General features: G+C 36.1%; 20 protein-coding genes. 5 read left to right on the forward strand and 15 right to left on the reverse strand.

Features of this window, described 5'->3' with window-relative positions; all coding sequences use genetic code 11:
- Positions 1 to 2: 2 nt before the first annotated feature.
- The 8 genes from A5821_RS03795 to A5821_RS03830 form a co-directional block, all read right to left on the reverse strand.
- A complete protein-coding gene (locus tag A5821_RS03795; RefSeq protein ID WP_086313230.1) occupies positions 3 to 1,286 on the reverse strand; it encodes a dihydroorotase in 1,284 nt (427 codons plus the stop codon).
- A gap of 9 nt (positions 1,287 to 1,295) precedes the next feature.
- Positions 1,296 to 2,222 carry an aspartate carbamoyltransferase catalytic subunit gene (locus tag A5821_RS03800; RefSeq protein WP_086313232.1) on the reverse strand — a complete coding sequence of 309 codons (927 nt, stop codon included), beginning with the start codon at positions 2,220 to 2,222 and terminating at the stop codon, positions 1,296 to 1,298.
- Positions 2,223 to 2,368: 146 nt separating this feature from the next.
- Positions 2,369 to 3,655, reverse strand: coding sequence for a solute carrier family 23 protein (locus A5821_RS03805; protein WP_086313233.1), 1,287 nt, complete (start codon positions 3,653 to 3,655; stop codon positions 2,369 to 2,371).
- 33 nt (positions 3,656 to 3,688) lie between these two features.
- Positions 3,689 to 4,246: a bifunctional pyr operon transcriptional regulator/uracil phosphoribosyltransferase PyrR gene (pyrR, locus tag A5821_RS03810; protein WP_086313234.1), complete on the reverse strand. Its 558-nt coding sequence runs from the start codon at positions 4,244 to 4,246 to the stop codon at positions 3,689 to 3,691.
- 423 nt (positions 4,247 to 4,669) lie between these two features.
- Positions 4,670 to 5,575 carry an RluA family pseudouridine synthase gene (locus A5821_RS03815; RefSeq protein ID WP_086313236.1) on the reverse strand — a complete coding sequence of 302 codons (906 nt, stop codon included), beginning with the start codon at positions 5,573 to 5,575 and terminating at the stop codon, positions 4,670 to 4,672.
- The gene (gene lspA / locus A5821_RS03820) at positions 5,562 to 6,038 is read right to left on the reverse strand and encodes a signal peptidase II (protein WP_086313238.1); all 477 of its coding nucleotides are present in this window, start codon (positions 6,036 to 6,038) and stop codon (positions 5,562 to 5,564) included. The genes A5821_RS03815 and lspA overlap by 14 nt, the downstream gene beginning before the upstream one ends.
- 6 nt (positions 6,039 to 6,044) lie before the next feature.
- A complete protein-coding gene (locus A5821_RS03825) occupies positions 6,045 to 6,746 on the reverse strand; it encodes a CBS domain-containing protein (RefSeq protein ID WP_086313240.1) in 702 nt (233 codons plus the stop codon).
- Positions 6,746 to 7,129 (reverse strand): hypothetical protein, encoded by a 384-nt coding sequence (locus A5821_RS03830; protein ID WP_086313242.1) that lies wholly within the window; start codon positions 7,127 to 7,129, stop codon positions 6,746 to 6,748. Before A5821_RS03830 ends, A5821_RS03825 begins: the two co-directional genes overlap by 1 nt.
- Positions 7,130 to 7,530: 401 nt before the next feature.
- Here A5821_RS03830 and A5821_RS03835 point away from each other — a divergent pair, with 401 nt between their 5' ends.
- Entirely contained in the window at positions 7,531 to 7,731 is a 201-nt protein-coding gene (locus A5821_RS03835) for a cold-shock protein (protein ID WP_025869040.1), read from the forward strand.
- A 73-nt stretch (positions 7,732 to 7,804) separates the two neighbouring features.
- Here A5821_RS03835 and A5821_RS03840 read toward each other — a convergent pair whose 3' ends face one another.
- A complete protein-coding gene (locus tag A5821_RS03840; protein WP_086313243.1) occupies positions 7,805 to 8,248 on the reverse strand; it encodes an EbsA family protein in 444 nt (147 codons plus the stop codon).
- Positions 8,249 to 8,331: 83 nt separating this feature from the next.
- Between A5821_RS03840 and A5821_RS03845 the strand changes: the two genes are divergently transcribed.
- Positions 8,332 to 8,727, forward strand: coding sequence for a ribonuclease HI family protein (locus A5821_RS03845; protein WP_086313245.1), 396 nt, complete (start codon positions 8,332 to 8,334; stop codon positions 8,725 to 8,727).
- Between the two features lie 23 nt (positions 8,728 to 8,750).
- On the opposite strand, the gene ybaK is transcribed toward A5821_RS03845, so the two are convergent.
- The 5 genes from ybaK to A5821_RS03870 all read right to left on the reverse strand — a co-directional run bounded on the left by ybaK (position 8,751) and on the right by A5821_RS03870 (position 14,294).
- Entirely contained in the window at positions 8,751 to 9,203 is a 453-nt protein-coding gene (ybaK, locus tag A5821_RS03850; RefSeq protein ID WP_170922999.1) for a Cys-tRNA(Pro) deacylase, read from the reverse strand.
- A 138-nt stretch (positions 9,204 to 9,341) separates the two neighbouring features.
- Positions 9,342 to 10,097: a type I 3-dehydroquinate dehydratase gene (gene aroD / locus A5821_RS03855; RefSeq protein ID WP_086313248.1), complete on the reverse strand. Its 756-nt coding sequence runs from the start codon at positions 10,095 to 10,097 to the stop codon at positions 9,342 to 9,344.
- 13 nt (positions 10,098 to 10,110) lie between these two features.
- Positions 10,111 to 11,313, reverse strand: a complete 1,203-nt coding sequence (locus A5821_RS03860; RefSeq protein WP_086313250.1) for an MFS transporter — start codon at positions 11,311 to 11,313, stop codon at positions 10,111 to 10,113.
- A gap of 29 nt (positions 11,314 to 11,342) precedes the next feature.
- Positions 11,343 to 12,221, reverse strand: coding sequence for a shikimate dehydrogenase (locus A5821_RS03865; RefSeq protein ID WP_086313252.1), 879 nt, complete (start codon positions 12,219 to 12,221; stop codon positions 11,343 to 11,345).
- Between the two features lie 24 nt (positions 12,222 to 12,245).
- Positions 12,246 to 14,294: an FAD-dependent oxidoreductase gene (locus tag A5821_RS03870; protein WP_086313254.1), complete on the reverse strand. Its 2,049-nt coding sequence runs from the start codon at positions 14,292 to 14,294 to the stop codon at positions 12,246 to 12,248.
- 454 nt (positions 14,295 to 14,748) lie between these two features.
- Here A5821_RS03870 and A5821_RS03875 point away from each other — a divergent pair, with 454 nt between their 5' ends.
- Positions 14,749 to 15,645, forward strand: coding sequence for a LysR family transcriptional regulator (locus A5821_RS03875; protein WP_086313256.1), 897 nt, complete (start codon positions 14,749 to 14,751; stop codon positions 15,643 to 15,645).
- Positions 15,646 to 15,800: 155 nt separating this feature from the next.
- On the opposite strand, the gene A5821_RS03880 is transcribed toward A5821_RS03875, so the two are convergent.
- Positions 15,801 to 16,973, reverse strand: coding sequence for a class I SAM-dependent rRNA methyltransferase (locus A5821_RS03880; protein ID WP_086313257.1), 1,173 nt, complete (start codon positions 16,971 to 16,973; stop codon positions 15,801 to 15,803).
- Between the two features lie 321 nt (positions 16,974 to 17,294).
- Between A5821_RS03880 and A5821_RS03885 the strand changes: the two genes are divergently transcribed.
- Entirely contained in the window at positions 17,295 to 19,388 is a 2,094-nt protein-coding gene (locus A5821_RS03885) for an LTA synthase family protein (RefSeq protein ID WP_086314303.1), read from the forward strand.
- Between the two features lie 107 nt (positions 19,389 to 19,495).
- The gene (locus A5821_RS03890; protein ID WP_086313259.1) at positions 19,496 to 20,206 is read left to right on the forward strand and encodes a hypothetical protein; all 711 of its coding nucleotides are present in this window, start codon (positions 19,496 to 19,498) and stop codon (positions 20,204 to 20,206) included.
- Positions 20,207 to 20,210: the final 4 nt, after the last annotated feature.

The raw sequence follows: 20,210 nt of genomic DNA on the forward strand, positions 1-20,210 counted from the left end.
ATTTATGCATCTCCCTTAGACCACGCTGATTGCCCATCAACAAAAGTCATTAATGTATTTCCTTTAACTTTCCAGCCGACAAATGGTGTATTTACACCCATCGACTCAAAGTCTTTATCATCAATAGCTTCTTCCAACTCTAAGTCAAAAACTGCTATATCAGCTGGCGCTCCAATTGTAAGAGTGCCGGCTTCTATTCCAAAAATTTCAGCTGGTTTTGTAGCCATCCAATCGATGACTTGCTCCAAAGTAAATTTACCTGTTTCAACAAAATTTGTATAAATCAGCTGGAATGCAGTTTCACTTCCCACGATACCAAAGGGCGCTTTTAAGAATGTTTGATCTTTTTCTTCTAAGCCATGTGGTGCATGATCGGTTGCTATACAATCAATCGTACCATCAAGTAATCCTTCAATCAGTGCATCACGATCAGTTGTTGCTCTAAGCGGGGGATTCATTTTCCAAAAACCATTATCTTCCGGAATATCCTCATCAATCAAAATCAAGTGGTGGGGAGCAACTTCTGCCGTTACATGAATGCCCGCCCGTTTTGCATCACGAATCACCCGAACACTTTCTTTCGTTGAAACGTGGCAAACATGATAGTGAACACCAGTTTCACCAGCTAAAACGACATCTCGAGCAATTTGTGAGGCTTCTGTCGAATTTAAAATCCCTGGTAGTCCTAATTTTTTAGAAATTTCCCCTTCGTGCATCACTCCGCCAAAAAGCAGTGACTCATCTTCTGTATGAGCCACAATCGCCATACCAAGCGAAGCTGCTTCTTTCATCGCAAGATACATTGTTCCAGCCGTTTGTACCCCTACACCGTCATTTGTGAACGCGAAAGCGCCAACTTCTTTTAACGCTTTCTGATCTGTTAACGTTTCGCTGCGCAATTCTTCTGTAATCGGTGCATATTGTAGTACTTTTACCACAGCATTTTTTTTAATGATCTCGTAAACTTCTTTTAATTTTTCGGCAGTATCTGGAACTGGATTCAAGTTAGGCATAGCACATACTGTTGTATATCCGCCTCTAGCAGCAGATTTACTCCCTGTTTCAATCGTTTCTTTATACGTAAATCCAGGTTCTCTTAAATGAACATGAACATCTACTAATCCCGGTGTGATCAGCTGGCCTTTTGCATCGTATACTTTTTCAAAAGTCGTTTCATCAAACATTTCACCAATTGCTCTGATTTTACCATCTTCGATCCAAATTTCAGCTGGAATTAATTGATTATCTTTTTTAATGATTTTTCCATTTTTGATAAGTGTTTTCATTTTGTTCACCTATGCCTTTCCATGTAATACTGCTTCTAAAATTGCCATCCTCATATAAACACCATTGCTCATCTGTTGAATGATTCTGGATTGAATCCCTTCGACTAGAGAATCCGCCAGTTCCACATCACGATTGACAGGGGCTGGATGCATGATGACAGCATGTTTTTGAAGTCGTTTAGCCCGCTCAACAGTCAAACCATATTCCTGATGATATTCTTCTTTTGAAAATAGTTCTGACCCATCATGCCGTTCATGCTGAACTCTAAGCAACATTATCACGTCTACCGTTTCAACTACTTCATCTAAAGGCATGTAATGCCCATAAGCTTCAAATTGTTTGTCGTACCATTCTTCTGGTCCTGAGAAAAAAATCGTTGCACCAAGCCGTTTTAGCATTTGCATATTTGATTTTGCAACTCTAGAATGCGTGATATCTCCAACAATTGCTATTTTCAACCCCTCAAAGTGTTTAAATTCCTCGTATATAGTCATCAAATCCAACAAGCACTGAGTAGGATGTTGTCCACTGCCGTCTCCACCGTTAATAATGGAACATTGGATCGTTTTACTTTGGATCAGTTCATCATAATAATTTTCTTCTCCATGACGAATAACTGCCACATCAACTCCGATTGCCGACATTGTCAGCACTGTATCATAAAGTGTCTCACCTTTTTTCACTGAGCTCATACTTTCTTCAAACTCAATCACTTCGATTCCTAACTTTTTCTCAGCAACATCAAAGCTCTTATGCGTTCGTGTGCTATTTTCAAAGAATAAGTTTGTTGCAAAGTATTGTTTTTTTTCAGGCTGCCAAGTGGCTCCTTGTTTAAATTCTTGTGCACGATGGATCAAGCCCATAACTTCTTGATCACTCAATACTTCTACTGTTAAAAGATGTTTTAAACTGATACGTTCAGATGTGATGATCATGCATTCATTCCTCCTTGTTTTAAAAGCTGTAAGAGCTCGTACAGAAAAATATGACTGAGGTGCTCTTGACCTCATTTATAATCTATCTTTTTTCCTTGAGACTAGCTCTTAAAGCTAGATAACGATAGTAACAACGTTCCGTTTCACTAGTTAGACTTCTCTTCACTACGTGCTGTTTCAGGTAAAATCAAGTTTAGAATAATTCCTAAGACTGTCGCGAGTGCCATTGATGATAATTCAAAGGTATCAAGTTTAAAGACTAAACCACCGATACCGATAACTAAGATCACTGATGCAATCAATAAATTCTTTTTCTTATCAAAATTGATTTGATTATCAATCAATATTTTCAATCCACTTGCTGCAATTACTCCGAATAAGACAAAGCTGATACCAGAGATAACTGGGCCAGGTATACTCAAAATAATTGCACTTAATTTCCCTACAAACCCAAGCCCTACAGCAAAGACCGCGGCACCTGCAATCACGAATACACTGTGTACTCGTGTAATGGCTAAAACTCCGATGTTTTCACCATAACTTGTGACAGGAGGCCCACCGACCAAACCTGCTACGATTTGCGCAGCACCATCACCCATTAATGTTTTGGATAAACCTGGGTCTTGGAAGAAGTTTCGTTTCGTTAATTTATTTAAAACCATCAAGTGTCCGATATGTTCTGTCATTGTGACAAATGCGATTGGCGCCATCGTTGTAATTGCATTTAGATGTAGCTTCGGCTGATATTGAACAAAAGGAATTTCAAAATTCGGCATAGCAAACCAAGCCGCATTTTTGATTGGTTCAATATCGACGATACCGAATAACAATGCAACTAAATATCCACTGACGATGCCCAACAAAATTGGAATCAAGCCTAGAAAACCTTTGAAAAACATGTTATAAAAAATGGTTAATCCAAGTGTAATAAGTGCAACTGTAATGAATTTGAAATCGTATTCTCCATTGTTGAACATGGCATTATTTGCCGCGTTAGAAGCCAATCCTAATCCAATTACCATCACCACAGGTCCTACTACGATCGGCGGTAAAATTTTATCTAACCAATCCGAACCGATTTTACTGATGATGATGGAAACAATCAAGTAAACCAGTCCTGTCGTTATGGCACCTTGTGCGATTGCTGGGTAGCCGTCACTTTTCATCAACATCTGCATAGCAGCGATAAAGGCAAAACTACTTCCTAGATATGCTGGAATTTTCCCTTTCGTTACGAATAAATAGACGATTGTTCCAAGTCCCGAACTAACTAAGGCAATTCCTGGATCGATTCCTACTAAAATCGGAACTAACACTGTTGCGCCAAACATTGTGAATAAATGCTGTAAACTTAAACCGATCCAATGTGCCGCCTTTGGTTTATCGTGAATATCTAAAACTGCTTCTTCATTGCGAAATTCTTTTTCTGTCATCTCAACCTATCCTATCTTTGCTATTGTATTTGTTTATTCTTTAGTGCTAGCAATCAAAATCCGATCTGCACCATCTTTTTCTTCCACTTCAACAATGATTTCTTCTGCCATGGAAGTAGGGATATTTTTCCCAACATAATCCGCTCGGATCGGAAGTTCTCTGTGTCCTCTATCGACTAAAACTGCTAATGAGATCTTTCTTGGTCGTCCTAAATCCATCACAGCATCCATTGCTGCTCGAATCGTTCGTCCTGTAAATAACACATCATCAATCAAGATCACTTCTTTACCTTCCAATGAAACTGGAATATTGGATGAATGAAGTTCAGGTTCTTCTAATGAACGTTCTTTCATTGATTGTCCGTCCATATCATCGCGGTACAAAGTGATGTCTAGTTCACCGACTGGAACCTCAATGTGTTCCAATTGATTTAATCGTTCAGCGATTCTTTGAGCAATGTAAATACCACGCGTTTTGATACCTACTAAAACGATATCTTGAATTCCTTTATTTCTTTCGATAATTTCATAAGTGATTCTAGTAAGCGCACGTTTCATTGTTACTGCATCAACGACTTCTTTTCCTTGCATTTTTTTGCTCCTCCTAAAAAATGTTTTTCGTTTGCCTTATGAGCTTCCTGTTTCAGCGTTTAAGGCGGAACGCTTGCTCTTTTTCATGTGATAGTGTGACTTTTCCAATTTTAAGTAGTTGAGTTTTTTGGGTAGTAGCTTCGCTCACTTCATTCGCCAAGTACTGTTCATCATCGAATCACTTTGTTCTTCGTGATTCACAGCAACTCGCAGCAAACAAAAAATCCTCCCACCCGTGTTCGGATAGGAGGATTGAATTTATCTTTTATCTATACAAAGATACCATTCAGTTCACACAGATTTTTTCCAGGCGCACCTAGATATTGTTCTGCATGTTTCCTTCTTAGCCTCACGGGACTACTCTTAAAGGATTACTTATTTAATTTTCTTTCTAGAACAGTGTACCTTTTCTTTTGAAATAAATCAATCATTATTTCTTAATTGGTCTAAAGTTTTTTCAAAAAGATCAGGTAACGGTGCTTCAAAGACCATCATTTGACCAGTTGTAGGATGTTTAAAGCCCAGTACTTCGGCATGTAAAAACTGACCATTGCCTTTTAACGTTTTTCTTGGTCCGTAAAGTGGATCGCCTGCAACTGGAAATCCAATATATTTCATATGGACACGAATCTGATGAGTACGTCCCGTCTCCAATTGTAATTGAACCAAAGTATATCCTTCAAATCGTTCTAAGACTTCAAAGTGTGTGACAGCTGGTTTTCCGCCTTCGATCACGGCTTGCATCTTACGATCATTTTTAGACCGTCCAATGGGTGCATTGATTTCACCTTTATCATGTGAGATTTCACCATGGACTAAGGCAACGTACTTTCTGAGCGAAGTTTTATCTTTTAATTGTTCTGCTAATGCAATATGCGCTTTGTCATTTTTGGCAACCATTAACAAGCCTGAGGTATCTTTGTCGATACGGTGCACAATTCCTGGACGAATAATCCCATTGATCGAAGACAAATCTTTAATATGGTACAACAAAGCATTTACTAATGTTCCATGTTGATGTCCAGCAGATGGATGAACGACCATCCCTTGGGGTTTATTAACGACCAATACATCATCGTCTTCATAAACGATTTCGATTGGAATATCTTCAGCCAAAACATCGAGTTCTTCTGGTTCTGGCACATTGATACTGATTTCATCATTTTCTTTAACTTTATAATTGGGGCGAGTAATTTCACCGTTCACTGTGATATTTTGGTCTTTTAACCATTGCTGAATTTGTGAACGAGAATGATCTTTTAATAAATCACTTAAAACTTTATCGATCCGTCCTTTTTCTTGTTTTATCTTTACATTAATTTGGTCCATTTTTTCCATCCTTCGCTGCTTTTTCGTCTAAAATCAAATAAATAAAAATACAAACTACACCAATTACTAACACTGAGTCAGCAACATTGAATATAGGAAAGTTAATAAATTCTGTTTGGAACATATCAACAACATACCCTAGACGCAAGCGATCGATAAAATTGCCAATTGCTCCAGCTAAGACTAAACTCAAACCGACTGTAAACCATTTACTTCCATTAATATTTTTAACTAAAATATACAGAACCACGGCTACCACAATTACCGTAACGATATAGAAGAACCACATTTTCCCTTCTAACAGGCTCCAAGCCGCTCCCGTATTACGAAGATACGTAAACGATAAGAATCCAGGAATAAACTCTTTCGTTTCTCCCAATTGGATATTTGTTACTGTTAAATATTTCACCCATTGATCTAAACTGATCAAAACGGCACTGATTATTAAATAGACTGCTAACAACGGCGTTCATTCCTTCTCTAAATTATTATATAAATCTCTCGGACGGATAATCCCAAGCAAACTGCCATTTGGATCGCCATCTTTTGTAATCAATATCGCTTCTAGTCTAACTTGTGTTGCAAACATTTCCTCCACTTGAAACACCGTGGTCTCTTTACTTACGAACTGGAAGTTACTGCCTTTATAATTACTTACCAAAAGCTCAGAAGCCCGTCTTCCTTCTAACTGAATATCACCTTTAGAACTTTCTACAGCTAACCAAATACCCAAACCTCTGACTGTAATCAAACCTTTAAATACGCCATTATGATAAATTGGAAATTGTGAATACTGCTTACGAGCGACAATGGATAGGATTTCTTTGATTGAAATATTTATGTCAAATCCAGTCACTTTTTTAGCAAAACGTGGTAGAACCTTTTCAGGACTGATCAAGGCTTCTTCAATTTCATGCATGCGATTGACTGCCCACTCATTCGGTTCAGCAATGATGAAATCAGTTGATATTTGTTCATGTACGATTGCATTTCTCAATTGAGCCATTTGCAGTAAATCATCCTGAAACAAAGGGATGTGGCTATCCTTTTTTCTTGATAGTCTCCGAACCATTTCACTAAATCCCATATTTGTAGGATTATTTAATTGCTCGCGAAACCACTTTTCGATACGGTTAAAACTACTTAAAAACTCTTCTGCTCTATCACCCATCAGTTTTTCTCCTTGATCACATATGCTTTACTTAACATGGAAAATACAAAAATAAAATAGATTATTAATAGTAATAAAATTTCTATTACGTTCAAATGCAGCACAGGAATTAAAAACATGCCAACAAATAGTATAACATAAACGAAAATCAACGTTGGATTCATCGTAATTTCTAAATCAATTATATGTCCCTGATCAATCACTTTAAAAGGGACACTTTTTAAAAAGAAAAATTTGGCTTGGATTGTACATTCTGCTGCTTCAACTTCAACTTGTTTGGTTTGATTCTGACTTAAATAAAACCATTTTTCATCGTCTTTTTTAATCTCGATTGGACTACCCATTCCATAAAATCCGGTATTTCTAGTACAACGAATCTTCATGTTGATCCCTCCTCGAGCTTTAGTTTAAAGTATATAACAAAAAGCTACAGACTGGAAGAAAGAAGTTAGTTTTTTGATGATTAAATAGTTGTATTTATAAATAACGATCCCTCGCACAAGAATGCCGATTTTTTTTCAATAGTGGACTTTAATATGAATCCTAGAAAGATCGTTTTAAGAAATACGCACCCTCAAAAAATGCTCAGTAGACATCACGTTAAAGTATTTCTATTTCCGTCCTTACTTAGTCTTCCTTTATTCTTATCCAAAATGCTCTTTAAGATAGCCTTTCGTTCAGCTCTTTTCTATCTGGAAATCAACTTTTTTTCAAAAGATTGACGGGGTGCTTTTTTCACTTTATAATGATGCTAGACTTTAGAAAATAAAGGAGCGTGATTTGAATGGAAAAAGGGTTCGTCAAGTGGTTCGATAATAGAAAAGGTTACGGCTTTATTGGTTACAATGAGGACGAAGAAATCTTTGTTCATTTCACAGCAATTGAAGAAGATGGCTTTAAATCTTTGGAAGAAAATCAAGCTGTCGAATTTGAAGTAATGGAAGGTACACGTGGTTTACAAGCTGCACATGTGAAAAAAATATAAAAAATTTAGCGTTTTTGTGTAACAAAGAGAAGAGCTGAACGAAACATAGACGTTTCGTTCAGCTCTTCTCTTTTTAATAATGTTTACTAATGGTCAAGTCAGGATCATCAATAACTGTTGCTGTAAACAATGGTTTTTCCTTGATTGACTCTAAAAATGCTGTCTTATTTTTCTTGGTCATAATAAACATTTGCGAGCCTTCTTTAAATTCAGAAGATTTTATTTCAATGCATTTAGGCCCCACCCGAATCATTTCGATAGTAGATAATGTTATTTTTTTTCGTCTTACTGGTAATAATGCATGAACGATTAAATACTCATCGTCAATCATAAAATAACGATTACACCCTAATAAAGCAAAGAAAAAGAAAATGCCTAAAACGATATTACTAATCAAATAAGGACGAGTATGCTCCAATGTCAATATCAAACTAAAAAATAAAATGCCAAATGTACAAGACCAATAAATTATCGCTGTCGATAATTCTGGTTGCCAATGATAGACTTTTTTCTTCATGTAGCGACCCCTTAATAAAAATTCAGTGTGTTATAATAGTAACATACTTCAACTTTGAACGAAAAGAAAATAAGGAGATATTTATGTTACGAATATATGTCGACGCTGCAACAAAAGGAAATCCTGGTCCAAGTGGCGGTGGTATCGTTCTCGTAGGAGACTCACTTCACGAACAAATCCATGTGCCACTGGGCGAGTGTTCCAATCACGAAGCAGAATTTAAAGTTTTTATTAAAGCATTGCAACTAGTCGTTGAAAAAGAGTTAAACAATCAAACTGTGTTGATTCATTCTGATAGTAAAATCGTTGTCCAAACAATCGAGAAACATCATGCTAAAAACCCCGTATTTCAACCATACTTGCATGACTTTCTGCAATTAGAAAGCCATTTTTCTTTATTATTGGTAAAATGGCTACCTGAAAGCCAAAATAAAGGTGCTGACACTTTAGCTAGACAAGCATTACAAAAATATCAGTAACCTTATATCAAAAGAATTTGCTTTTACATTGTCAAATCTACAATTTCGCCTTTTGTTATTTTAAGAATCGAAACGGGAGGCAATTCTATCTGCATCCCTCTTTTGCCTGCTGAAATAATAATACTATCAAACTTATTTGCCTCTTCTGCGATGTAGGTTGGAAATAGTTTTTTCATTCCGATCGGAGAACAACCGCCCCTGATGTAACCTGTTGTTTCTTCTAAATCTTTCAAATGAAGCATATCAACTTTTTTATTGCCGCTTGCACTAGCTAATTTTTTTAAATCTAATTCTTTATCTCCTGGAATTACAGCAACAACAGGACCTGTCTTATTTCCTACGGTTACTAAGGTTTTAAAAATTTTCCCATCTTCGATTCCTATCTTTTGAGCAACACTCTCTGCGCTTAAATGATCCTCACTCCATTCAAATTCATATTCTTTATAAGCAATTTTATGTTGTTCAACGATTCTCATTGCATTTGTTTTTTGTATTTTCTTTTTCTTAACCAATTGAATTCACCTCACAGTTCAGTTTATCAAAGAAATGGATCGATGCAAGAAAAATAGACTAGCTAGAAACAAGTTCCCACTCATTTCTAACTAGCCTATTTTTTAGAATGCCAGAGTTTGAAGAATCTCACGTAGTTCATTTACAGGTACTTGTCCAGGTGCGGAAGCTTTTTTCGCTGCACCAAAAGTCATCGCTGAACCAAAAACTTCGCCACACATCCGGCTAACCATACCTAATTGTCCCATTGACATTGTTACAATTGGGCGATCTGCGTGCACTTTTTTCATTTCATTGGTTGCTTCTAAAAGTGTCAACACATCATCTGAGCATTGCGGCATAACAGCAATCTTACAGATATCCGCATGTTTCTTCTGCATACTACATAATCTAGAAACGATTTCTTCTTTAGCAGGAGTTTTATCGAAATCATGGTTACACATCACAATTTTGATTTCTTTTTCGTGAGCGGCTTCAATAGTTTGTTGAACAAGCTCTTCATCCATGAACAACTCCACATCTAATAAATCAATTGCGCCATTTTCGATAACAGTTTTGTATAATCCAAAATATTGTTCATCTGAAAACGGAATTTCGCCCCCTTCTTGTTTCGTACGGAAAGTGAACAGAACAGGTTTATCTGTTAGAATCGCTGCAATTTTTTTGGACATCTCAGCAGCCGCTTGAAAATCAGCAACTCGGTCAAAAAAATCGACACGCCATTCCACTAGATCACAATCGATCGTCAATAAGTGTTTGGCTTCTTCTATTAATTCTATTTCATTTTTTCCTACCAAAGGAACAATAATTTTAGGACTCCCACTTCCAAGAGTTACATTTTTAACGGTGACTGTATTCATTTTTGCATCCTCCTTATTTGGATGTATCGATCGTTTGACGATAGCGAATAAAAATAATAACGGCTAAAACAAAACCGATTCCTGCAATAATAGCATCTAATAACATAATACCGTGTGGATTACTACTAGCGATTTTACCAGAAACTACAGGAATAGCAAAGGAAGCAATACTTCCGAATGTGTAAAAGATACCCGTAATAGTTCCTTTACCAGCTGGGAACATTTCTCCCATCACAGTTAATCCTAATTGCATAACCCCACCTGCTGCAAAAAAACCGACTAAGACAGCTCCAATTGTTAAGACTATTGGTGTCGGGAATAACCACATCGCAGTGATTGCCAAGAATGAAGCAAAAGTATATGGCAACACTAGGTTAACTGGGCGAATTTTAGCGGCAACAACTGCCGTTACCCCCACACAAACCAATGACCCTGTAGAATAATATGAAACAAGTAATTTGGCTGCATTTTCAGACATAGAAGCGACTTCTTGTCCATAGACGGCAATATATTGACTAATCAAATAAAACGTTGCTTGAGAAATAAATCCGTAAATCACAAATGCAACGCCTTCAATATGCATTTTAGGTTTACTTTTGAATTTTGTAACGGGCGCTGCTTCAACTTCAACACCCTCTTTTTCTGCCGCTTTGTTATCTGAGTCTGGGAATGGTAATTTTAATAAGAACAGACCATTAGCGCATAATAAAACTAAACAGACAATAAACGACCAACCAAACCATAGACCACTACTAGCCAAAAATGCAATTAGAAATGGCAAAGCAAATTGACCGATCTGGACAGCTGCTTTAATCAGTACACTAGCTGTACCTGCTGTCTTAGGAAATGACTCCATTAGCGCTGGATATGTTCCAGAATCAAGACAAGAATTGGCAATTCCTGCAATCACACCGAATGCCATCGCAACTGGGACACTTGGACTAAACAAAATTCCAACAAAAAATAGTGCATAAATCAGCATTCCAAGATAAACAAATGGTTTACGGCCAAATTTATCAGACAGCCAACCTGAAATTAAAATTGCAACTAGTCTTCCAATTCCAAGCATTGCAACAACCCCTGAGACTCCCTCTATGTTGGTATGCCATTGTGCTGCTAAAGCGTCTTTATTTTGCATAATGATCAAAACGCCCATTCCATGAACAATATAATTGATATACAGCCCTAACGCTGTTGGTACATACTTGTTTTTCATTTATTTCTCTCCTGTAAGTAAGATTCTTTTTAGTCTTTAAATAGTAGCTCTTTGATATAGTCGACAGGCATATCTTCATCAGTGAAGTGTTTAAATGCTTCTGCACCTTGATAAAGCATCATGCCAAGTCCATTAATCGTTTTCTTTGCACCATGTTCGCGGGCAAATTTCAGCAGTTTTGTTTCTTTAGGAATATACACAACATCAAAAACGACTAAATCTGGACGGATAACCTCTGGGTCATTGATCAAACTTTCCTCTTGTAAAGGTTTCATACCTACACCTGTAGCATCTATATAAATACTACTCTCACCAATGGATTGTTTAAAAGCTGCTTGATTCGATAAATCAGTTAGCGTTGCTGTACATTCTGTATTTTCGTTGATTTTTTTGACTGTTTCTTCAGCATTTTTGTAGTGTTGGTCATTGATATTGAAAATCCGCAATTCTTTGACACCATCTAATGCCGCTTGAATCGCAATGGCTGTTCCTGCACCACCTGCACCTGTCATTGTCACGATTTGATCTTTGACGTTTACGCCTTCTTCTTTCAATGCTCGCATCGCGCCAGTACCATCTGTCACATGCCCAACTAAATGACCTTTTCCATCTTTGTTCGTCACAGTATTGACTGCACCCACTAATTTTGCAGCAGGTGAAAGCTCATCTAAAAAAGGAATGATCGCTTGTTTGTTCGGCATAGATACATTAGAGCCGCGAATTCCTAACGCGCGAATTCCTTGAACTGCATCTTTCAACTCTTCATTTCCCACTTCAAACGCCATATAGGCATAATCCAACCCTAATTTAGCAAATGCTTCATTGTGCATTGTTGGTGATAAACTGTGGCGAATCGGTGTTGCAATTAAACTGATTAATAATGTGTGTCCATCAATTCTTTCTGTCATATTAATTCCCTCACTTTATTTAATTTATGTTGCTTGAAGACTTTTCGCTTGCTCAAATAACATTTTTTGAGTCCGAGTATTTTCTAGAACTTCAATCGTTTTTAAAATATCTCGTGCTTCTCTTGTGCCTTCCATGATTCTTCTAGCCACTTTGCTATCTCCCATATTTAAAAGAACGGCACCATTACGTCTAGCATAATTATCAAGTTCACGGATCATTGGTGCTTCTGCACGCATTCCAAGACATACGAACCCTAAATCAAACGGTAACTCAATCATTTCTCCATCTTTTTCAACTAAGAAACTATTTTCTCTAACTTCTGTTAATTTCGTTTCTACATGAACTTCCACATCGAATTTTTCGACGATTTCCATCATTGCAAGTTTTGTAATTAAATCTAGATCTTTCCCGATTTCACCTTGCATTTCCACGATGCTCACTTTTTTAGCACCACGTTCTGCATAGTATTCTACAACATCTAAACCGACAGCACCTCCACCGATTACAACGACTTCTTTCCCTTCAAATTCTTGAAATTTTGACATATCCTCTAAAATATCAAAAATAGAGAAGATTTTTCTATCTGGATTTTCTAGTTGCTCTTTTAATCCATTGATTGGTGGAAGTAATGGTTTTGCTCCAGTCGCATTAACGATGATATCTGGTCCAATTGCTTCAATATCTGCTAATGATGCTGCATGATTTAAATGAATTGCTAAATTGTCCAATTCTTTACAGCGATTAATTTCGTAGGTAATAAAATCATCGATTCTTTTCTTATCTGGGAAACGAGCAATTTCATGACCTAAGCCGCCTAAATAACCTTTTTGTTCAAATAACTCCACACTTACGCCAACTTCCGCTGCAGTTGCTGCTGCTTCAAGTCCTGTTGTCCCACCACCGATCACAACCATTTTCGTCGGGTGTAAAATTGGTTTCATCTTATAATCGTCTTCATAATGTAAATCTGGATTGACTGTACAACGCATTGGACGAGCTTTAGCAATTCGGTGATCTGCACAACCAATGTTACACGAAATACATTTTCTAAGCAGATCTTCTTGTCCATTGGCAACTTTGTTGACCCAGTTAGGCTCAGCAATCAAGCCGCGGCCCATCGCCAGTAAGTCTGCATCTCCTGATTCGAGAATTTCAGTTGCTCTTTTAGGACTGCGAATATTCCCAGAAGTTACGGTCACTTTATCAGGAAAACGTTCTTTCACTGCTTTTGACATGTAAGCACGCCAACCATCTTCCAAATTCATTTTATCGATTTGATATTGTAAGCTGTCATTCAATGCGGCAGAAACATTTAAGATATCTACTTCATCGGCAAAATAACTCAAAATTTCAATCGTATCTTCCAATGTATTGCCACCTTCTAATAATTCATCCGCACTAAAACGAAGAGAAATTGGGAAAAACGGCCCCACAGCTTTTCTAACAGCCTCAACCACTAATTTAGTCAGCCGAGCACGATTTTCTGGACTTCCGCCAAATTTATCTGTTCGTTTATTATATAAAGGAGATAAAAATTGACTTAAAAGATACGAATGTCCTGCGTGAATTTCTACACAATCAAATCCAGCTCTTTGCGCTCTTAAAGCGCCATCCGCATAACGGTCAACAATGCCATAAATTTCCTCTTCTGTTAATGGACGCGGTATAGGGTTCCCTTTTTTTGATGGAATATTAGAAGCTGAAACTGGTTGTTCTCCTTCTAAACGTAAACCATACGCTGAAGCCCCCGCATGATTGATTTGAACAGAAGTACACGCACCATATGCATGCATTTTTTCGTTAAAATGCCATAATCCCGAAATATATTGATCATTGTCCATTCTTAATTGACGGGCGCCATTGGTCCCCATAGGGTAATCAATGCAAACATTTTCTAAGGTAATTAGACCTGTTCCTCCCTTAGCACGTTGTTCATAATACGAAACATGCTGCATACTGAATGTCCCATCCATATTGGCGAAATTAGTCCCCATAGGCGGCATGACGACACGATTTTTCAATGTCATACGTTTCACAGTTAATGGTTCAAAGATTGCTTGATAATTATTCATGATTGCCTCCTCGATTTAAAAGCAGCACAACTCTATCGATCCTTTATAAATTGACAATGAAATTTTTGTGTATTATTCACAATTTATCTACTTGATTCAGGATTGACTTGTGCAGCTCGATAACAAATAAAGTATAGTAAACCTCGTCAGTTCTTAGTGAAATTGTTACATCACTTTTATCTCATTCATATCTGAAGAACTGGTCATGTAACTAGTAACACCAAAGCTAAAACAAACTCAATCTACCTAGATTTTCCATTGTTACTCTTTTCACAATTGGTATGAACTTATTTTAATTCAACATATTGATAAATTCCAATGAATGTTTTTTATACTTTTGATAAATAAAATTTATACATTAGAAATGAAACGATTTTATGTTTTTTGGTGCATCTTCCTTTGATTATTGATAAACTGTGCTTATAAATTAATGAACGACAAGGAGTTTTTACACATGAATTTACGACAATTGGAATTTTTTAGAATGTTGGCAGATACCCAGCATATGACGCATGCTGCAAAATTATTAAATACAACGCAACCTAATTTAAGCCATTCCATGTCTGAATTGGAAAAAGAATTAGAGGCTCAATTATTTGAAAAAAAAGGACGAAATATTCAACTAACAAAATATGGTAAATTTTTCTATACATATGTGTCAACGGCTCTAGAAGAATTAGCAAAAGGCGAACGAGCACTAAAAGAATTAGTGAGCCCAGAGAAAGGACTTATTGATTTTGGTTTTATTTACACTGCAGGTTCTTTATTAGCACCCAAGTTGATGAAAGAATTTTCTGCCTACCCTGGTAACGAGCAGATTCGGTTCAATTTATTTCAAGGAAATTCTTCTGATATGACTGATTTGCTCTTAAAAGAAGAAGTGGATATTGCAATTACGTCAAAATTAAAAGAAGATGTACAGCTCCATTACGAGATTCTAACAGAACAAGAGATTGTTTTGGTTGTTCCTTTTGATCATCCTTTAGCGATTTATGACAGTATTTCATTGAAAGAAACGAGTGATTATCCTTTTGTTTACTTCAATGAAAGAAGTGGCCTGCGTCCCTACCTAGATAAAATGCTGGCCGCTGTAGCCATCACACCTGAGATTGCTTGTGAAGTGGAAGAAGATCATACCATGTTAGGCTTTGTTGCTCATGATTATGGTATTGCATTAATGCCGAAAATCCCATCAATTTCAGCTTATAACGTCAAGTCTATTTCCCTTGAAGACAATTTTTTCCCCCGCTATATTTATTTAGCAACAAAAAAGGATCATTTTCTTTCACCTGCCGCATTGCGTTTTAAAGAATTTATTGTGTCCTATGCTCAAAATATGTTTTATCAATAAAATCTGCTTCTGATAAAAGCCCTTTATAAGCTTGAGTAATTCGATAAAAAATGAGTGGGACATGACTCTTTATGTCATACCCCACTCACATAGAATTCAGTCCCAAACTCATTTTTTCACGCTATTTATCCGAGTTTTATCACTATACTTTTTTGCTATTTTTTTATCTCAATAAAAAATACTTTTAGATAGTTACCTTCTTCAAAGTATTGATTTGTTTTAAAATCATCAGGTAATTGATAGGTTTCTTTAAATTGATAACGTACATGCTTTTCTTCCAAAGCTTGGATAATCATTTTTTTATATTTCTCCAACGAAATGTTGGCTGCATTTGTGGAAGCAATCAAAAAACCGTCTTTCTTTAAGATATCAATGGAATCCTTTACCAAGTCTCCATAATTTTTTGCTACTGAAAAAACTTTTTTCTTATTCCTAGCAAAACTTGGCGGATCAAGAATGATAACGTCGTAGCTGAGTTGCTTGCGGTTAGCATATTTAAAATATTCAAAAACATCCATTACAATGATTTTTTGGTCATCTACTGCTAAATGATTGACTTCAAATTGTTCTTTTGTCTTTGGCAAACTTCGTTTAGCTAAATCCACACTTGTAGTTGTGCTAGATCCTCCCATCGCACTCGCAACTGAGAAAGCACCAGTATAACTAAACATGTTCAAAACAGTTTTTCCCGCAGCAAGCCCTTCAACTAAACGGCCTCGTACTTCTTTTTGATCCAGAAAAATCCCGGTCATTAAGCCATCATTTAAATACGTTGCATAGGTTACCCCATTTTCACAAACTAAAAGTGGTTCAGGCGCATCAGAACCAAATAATTTTTGAGATTCCGGCAGTGAAGTTGTAGAAAAACGAATTTTTTCATACGCACCTTTGATTTCTGGAACACTATTTCTAAAGGCTTGAACGATTTCGTCCTTTTTTTGATATAAGGTTGCATTATACCAAGAAAAAACAGCAAAATCATCATAACGGTCAATAATCAACCCGCCAAGTCCGTCTCCTTCTCCATTAAACAAGCGGTAAGCGGATGTTGATTCATCTTGTTCATATTTAACTCGATGCGTTTTAGCTTCTGAAAATAATTTTTCTAAAAAGAAAGGATCTATCCTTCCATCCCAATTTACTAACCAACCGATTCCCTTGTTCTGTTCACCAAGATAGCCTGTCGCAATAAATTGACCTTTACTGTCAACAAATGTAACCCACTCATCCGAAAAATCATTAGGGACGCTTAGTAAATCCTCTTTCTGCACGAGAGGATATCCTCCTTTGAATTTTTTTTCTGATTTTTTTGTTACTATTATATTCATATATAACGACATCCTTTATCCAAATTTAATTTCTTAAAGCCGCTACTCAGCCGCTTGATTTCTCGTCATTCGCTAGTATATCAAATAATGTGCCATCTGTCGTTAGTGCTCTTATTTATAGATGAATGTTCTATTATCTTAAGAAAAGTAAAATTTTATTAACTTTTACTCGTTCTAGCCTGATTTAAATTGACATCGATTTGCAGAGAGAGTAGAATTATAAGGGTATATGAAAAGCACTTGAACTATTTTCATTTGCTTTCTTTTAGATTTGATTTTAGAAAGGATACGTTTACTTTGAATATTATAAAAAAACTGCATATGCCTAAGTTTTTAGACACTCGATTAGGACTTTTCGGGGTAGTTGCGGTGTTGATTTGGCTGAAAAATATTTTTGCTTATACTGTCGATTTTCATTTGCGAATTGAAAATGCTTTTGAATATTTCATTCTTTTCATCAATCCAATTGCCTCTACCTTTTTCTTATTGGCAGTTGCACTGTATGTAAGGAGAAAGAAAGCTTCATACATTACCATGATGGTGATTTACTTCTTAATGTCATTACTTTTATTCTCAAATGTTGTTTATTATAGAGAATTTACTGACTTTATCACTGTTAACACTATGCTTGGTGCTGGAAAAGTTGCTAGTGGTCTTGGTGAAAGTGCCTTACGTCTATTTAGACCCTATGATGTGATTTATTGGATTGATTTTATTATTGTTGGTATTTTATTGCTGACTAAAAAAATCAAGATGGATGAACGTCCCGTTAGAGCTCGTGTTGCTGTATCGATCAGCATGTTATCTGCTTTATTTTTTGTAGCAAACTTAACATTAGCTGAAACAGCTCGCCCGCAATTATTAGGACGCCAATTCTCCCGTGATTATATCGTTAAGTTTTTAGGTTTAAATGCGTTTACTGTCTATGATGGTGTGACAACCTATCAAACAAACCAAGTTCGAGCTGAAGCCAGTGAAAATGATATGGACGCTGTTTCCGATTATGTAAAAGGACACTACGCAGCTCCAAACCCTGATACTTTCGGGATGGCTAAAGGAAAAAATGTTATCTATATTCACTTAGAAAGCTTCCAACAATTTTTGATTGATTATAAATTAAAAGATGAAAAAGGCGTTGAACACGTCGTTACACCTTTTATTAATAGCTTGTATCACAGCAACAGTACGTATAGTTTTGATAACTTCTTCCACCAAGTGGGACAAGGAAAAACAAGTGATGCGGAAACAATGTTTGAAAATTCATTATTTGGATTAGATCAAGGTTCTTTATTCACTCAAGTCGGTGGTAAAAATACCTTTGAAGCAGCTCCTGCTATTTTAGGTCAAGAAGCTGGTTATACGAGTGCTGTTTTTCACGGAAATGCTGGTAATTTCTGGAATCGTAATGAGACTTACAAACATTTAGGATATAACTACTTCTTTGATGCTAACTACTATGATGTCAATGAAGATAATTCATTCCAATATGGCTTGCATGACAAACCATTTTTCCAACAGTCTGCACAATATTTGGAACGACTACAACAACCTTTTTATTCTAAATTTATTGCTGTTTCAAATCACTATCCATATTCTCAATTTACAAATGATGAAGCTGGATTTCCGATTGCTCAAACGTCTGATGAAACAATCAATGGCTATTTCGCTACAGCAAACTATCTTGATAAATCAGTCGAAGAGTTCTTTAACTATCTAAAAACTAGTGGTTTATATGACAACTCTGTCATCGTCCTATATGGCGATCATTATGGTATTTCTACTTCTAGAAATGATAACTTAGCTGAATTACTTGGTAAAACAAAATCAACTTGGAACGACTTTGATAACTCAACAATGCAGCGTGTTCCTTACATGATTCATGTTCCGGGTCAAACAAACGGCGGTATCAACCATACTTATGGTGGTCAAATTGATGCTTTACCTACCTTATTACACTTAATGGGGATCGATACAAAGAATTATATTCAAATGGGACAAGACTTATTCTCTAAAGAAAATTCACAATTAGTGGCTTTTAGAAATGGCAATTATGTGTCACCTAAATACACTATGTTAGGTTCTAGTATCTATGAAACGGCAACTGGTCGTTTGCTAGAAGAACCTACTGAACAAGAAAAACAAGAAGCCAAAGAACTAAAAGATAAAGCGAACTTACAGCTTCAAATGTCAGACCAAACAACAAATGGTGACCTATTACGCTTCTATACAAATAGTGGCTTAACACCAGTAAACCCAGATGATTATAATTACAAGGATCAATTAAAACAATTGGAAAAAATCGAAGATGACAAAGGTAAAAAATCAACGAGTGTTTATAGTAAAAATAATAATACCTCAACTGTTGATAAATACCATACTGAGTCTTATCAAGATTATCTAAAATCTGCAAAATAACACAAAATAATCATGAAAGCTTGAGTAAATTACTCAAGCTTTTTTATATCTTATTCATAATTAATTCATATTCTTCTTTTATACTTGAATTAGTGAGGTGAACATATTTGAAAAACTTACGTTACGCTTTTGCCAGCGTTTCTTATCATAAAAAAATTTCATTTAGTATTGGTGTTTGCTCAGTTTTTTTTCTATTTTTATTAACGAGTATTATGAATCTTAGAGATATAGAAAAATCGTTTTATGATCAAATGAGTTCTATGATCCACAATACTGAGTACCACATGAATTATCGAAAGATCATGCAAATGTATTCTTCTATGTACTTCACAACCTTATTGATTTGGATAATACTGATTACAACCATGGTATTTATCGCATTAAAAATAAAAAATCAGGACATGATAAAATGGAGGATTATGGGTTTTTCAAATCGCTTCGTTATCAAGCAATCTATTATAGAAAGTATCATTCCCGTAATAGCAGGTGTTATTATCACGGCTTTATTTCTGATCATTTGTCAGCATACATATGAATATATTTTACTCCATATTAGGCCACTCCTTGCAAATGGCATGGGCATTAAGCGGATTCCGTTATTCTCTTCCCAGGTACTTGTTGAGAGTACTCCCAATCAAGTAATCAATACTGCTGGGGATACACATTTTGTATCTCTGAGAATAAGTAGTTTAACATCTTCAACAATTTTCAAGGCTTTTTCAAAAAATTGTCTTCTATTATTATCCATTACGACAGGAATTACCTTGTTATCAACCTATTTTCTTTCAAAGAAAATGAAAAACGTATTTAGGATGTGAGTAA

It is taken from the genome of Enterococcus sp. 7F3_DIV0205, assembly GCF_002141365.2.
GTDB lineage: Bacteria > Bacillota > Bacilli > Lactobacillales > Enterococcaceae > Enterococcus_L > Enterococcus_L palustris.

Bases quoted from the DNA above. Each gene is read 5' to 3' on its own strand.
- A5821_RS03795 (WP_086313230.1), bottom strand. From the start codon at position 1,286: ATGAAAACACTTATCAAAAATGGAAAAATCATTAAAAAAGATAATCAA.
- A5821_RS03800 (WP_086313232.1), bottom strand. From the start codon at position 2,222: ATGATCATCACATCTGAACGTATCAGTTTAAAACATCTTTTAACAGTA.
- A5821_RS03805 (WP_086313233.1), bottom strand. From the start codon at position 3,655: ATGACAGAAAAAGAATTTCGCAATGAAGAAGCAGTTTTAGATATTCAC.
- pyrR (WP_086313234.1), bottom strand. From the start codon at position 4,246: ATGCAAGGAAAAGAAGTCGTTGATGCAGTAACAATGAAACGTGCGCTT.
- A5821_RS03815 (WP_086313236.1), bottom strand. From the start codon at position 5,575: ATGGACCAAATTAATGTAAAGATAAAACAAGAAAAAGGACGGATCGAT.
- A5821_RS03825 (WP_086313240.1), bottom strand. From the start codon at position 6,746: ATGGGTGATAGAGCAGAAGAGTTTTTAAGTAGTTTTAACCGTATCGAA.
- A5821_RS03830 (WP_086313242.1), bottom strand. From the start codon at position 7,129: ATGAAGATTCGTTGTACTAGAAATACCGGATTTTATGGAATGGGTAGT.
- A5821_RS03835 (WP_025869040.1), top strand. From the start codon at position 7,531: ATGGAAAAAGGGTTCGTCAAGTGGTTCGATAATAGAAAAGGTTACGGC.
- A5821_RS03840 (WP_086313243.1), bottom strand. From the start codon at position 8,248: ATGAAGAAAAAAGTCTATCATTGGCAACCAGAATTATCGACAGCGATA.
- A5821_RS03845 (WP_086313245.1), top strand. From the start codon at position 8,332: ATGTTACGAATATATGTCGACGCTGCAACAAAAGGAAATCCTGGTCCA.
- ybaK (WP_170922999.1), bottom strand. From the start codon at position 9,203: ATGAGAATCGTTGAACAACATAAAATTGCTTATAAAGAATATGAATTT.
- aroD (WP_086313248.1), bottom strand. From the start codon at position 10,097: ATGAATACAGTCACCGTTAAAAATGTAACTCTTGGAAGTGGGAGTCCT.
- A5821_RS03860 (WP_086313250.1), bottom strand. From the start codon at position 11,313: ATGAAAAACAAGTATGTACCAACAGCGTTAGGGCTGTATATCAATTAT.
- A5821_RS03865 (WP_086313252.1), bottom strand. From the start codon at position 12,221: ATGACAGAAAGAATTGATGGACACACATTATTAATCAGTTTAATTGCA.
- A5821_RS03870 (WP_086313254.1), bottom strand. From the start codon at position 14,294: ATGAATAATTATCAAGCAATCTTTGAACCATTAACTGTGAAACGTATG.
- A5821_RS03875 (WP_086313256.1), top strand. From the start codon at position 14,749: ATGAATTTACGACAATTGGAATTTTTTAGAATGTTGGCAGATACCCAG.
- A5821_RS03880 (WP_086313257.1), bottom strand. From the start codon at position 16,973: ATGAATATAATAGTAACAAAAAAATCAGAAAAAAAATTCAAAGGAGGA.
- A5821_RS03885 (WP_086314303.1), top strand. From the start codon at position 17,295: ATGCCTAAGTTTTTAGACACTCGATTAGGACTTTTCGGGGTAGTTGCG.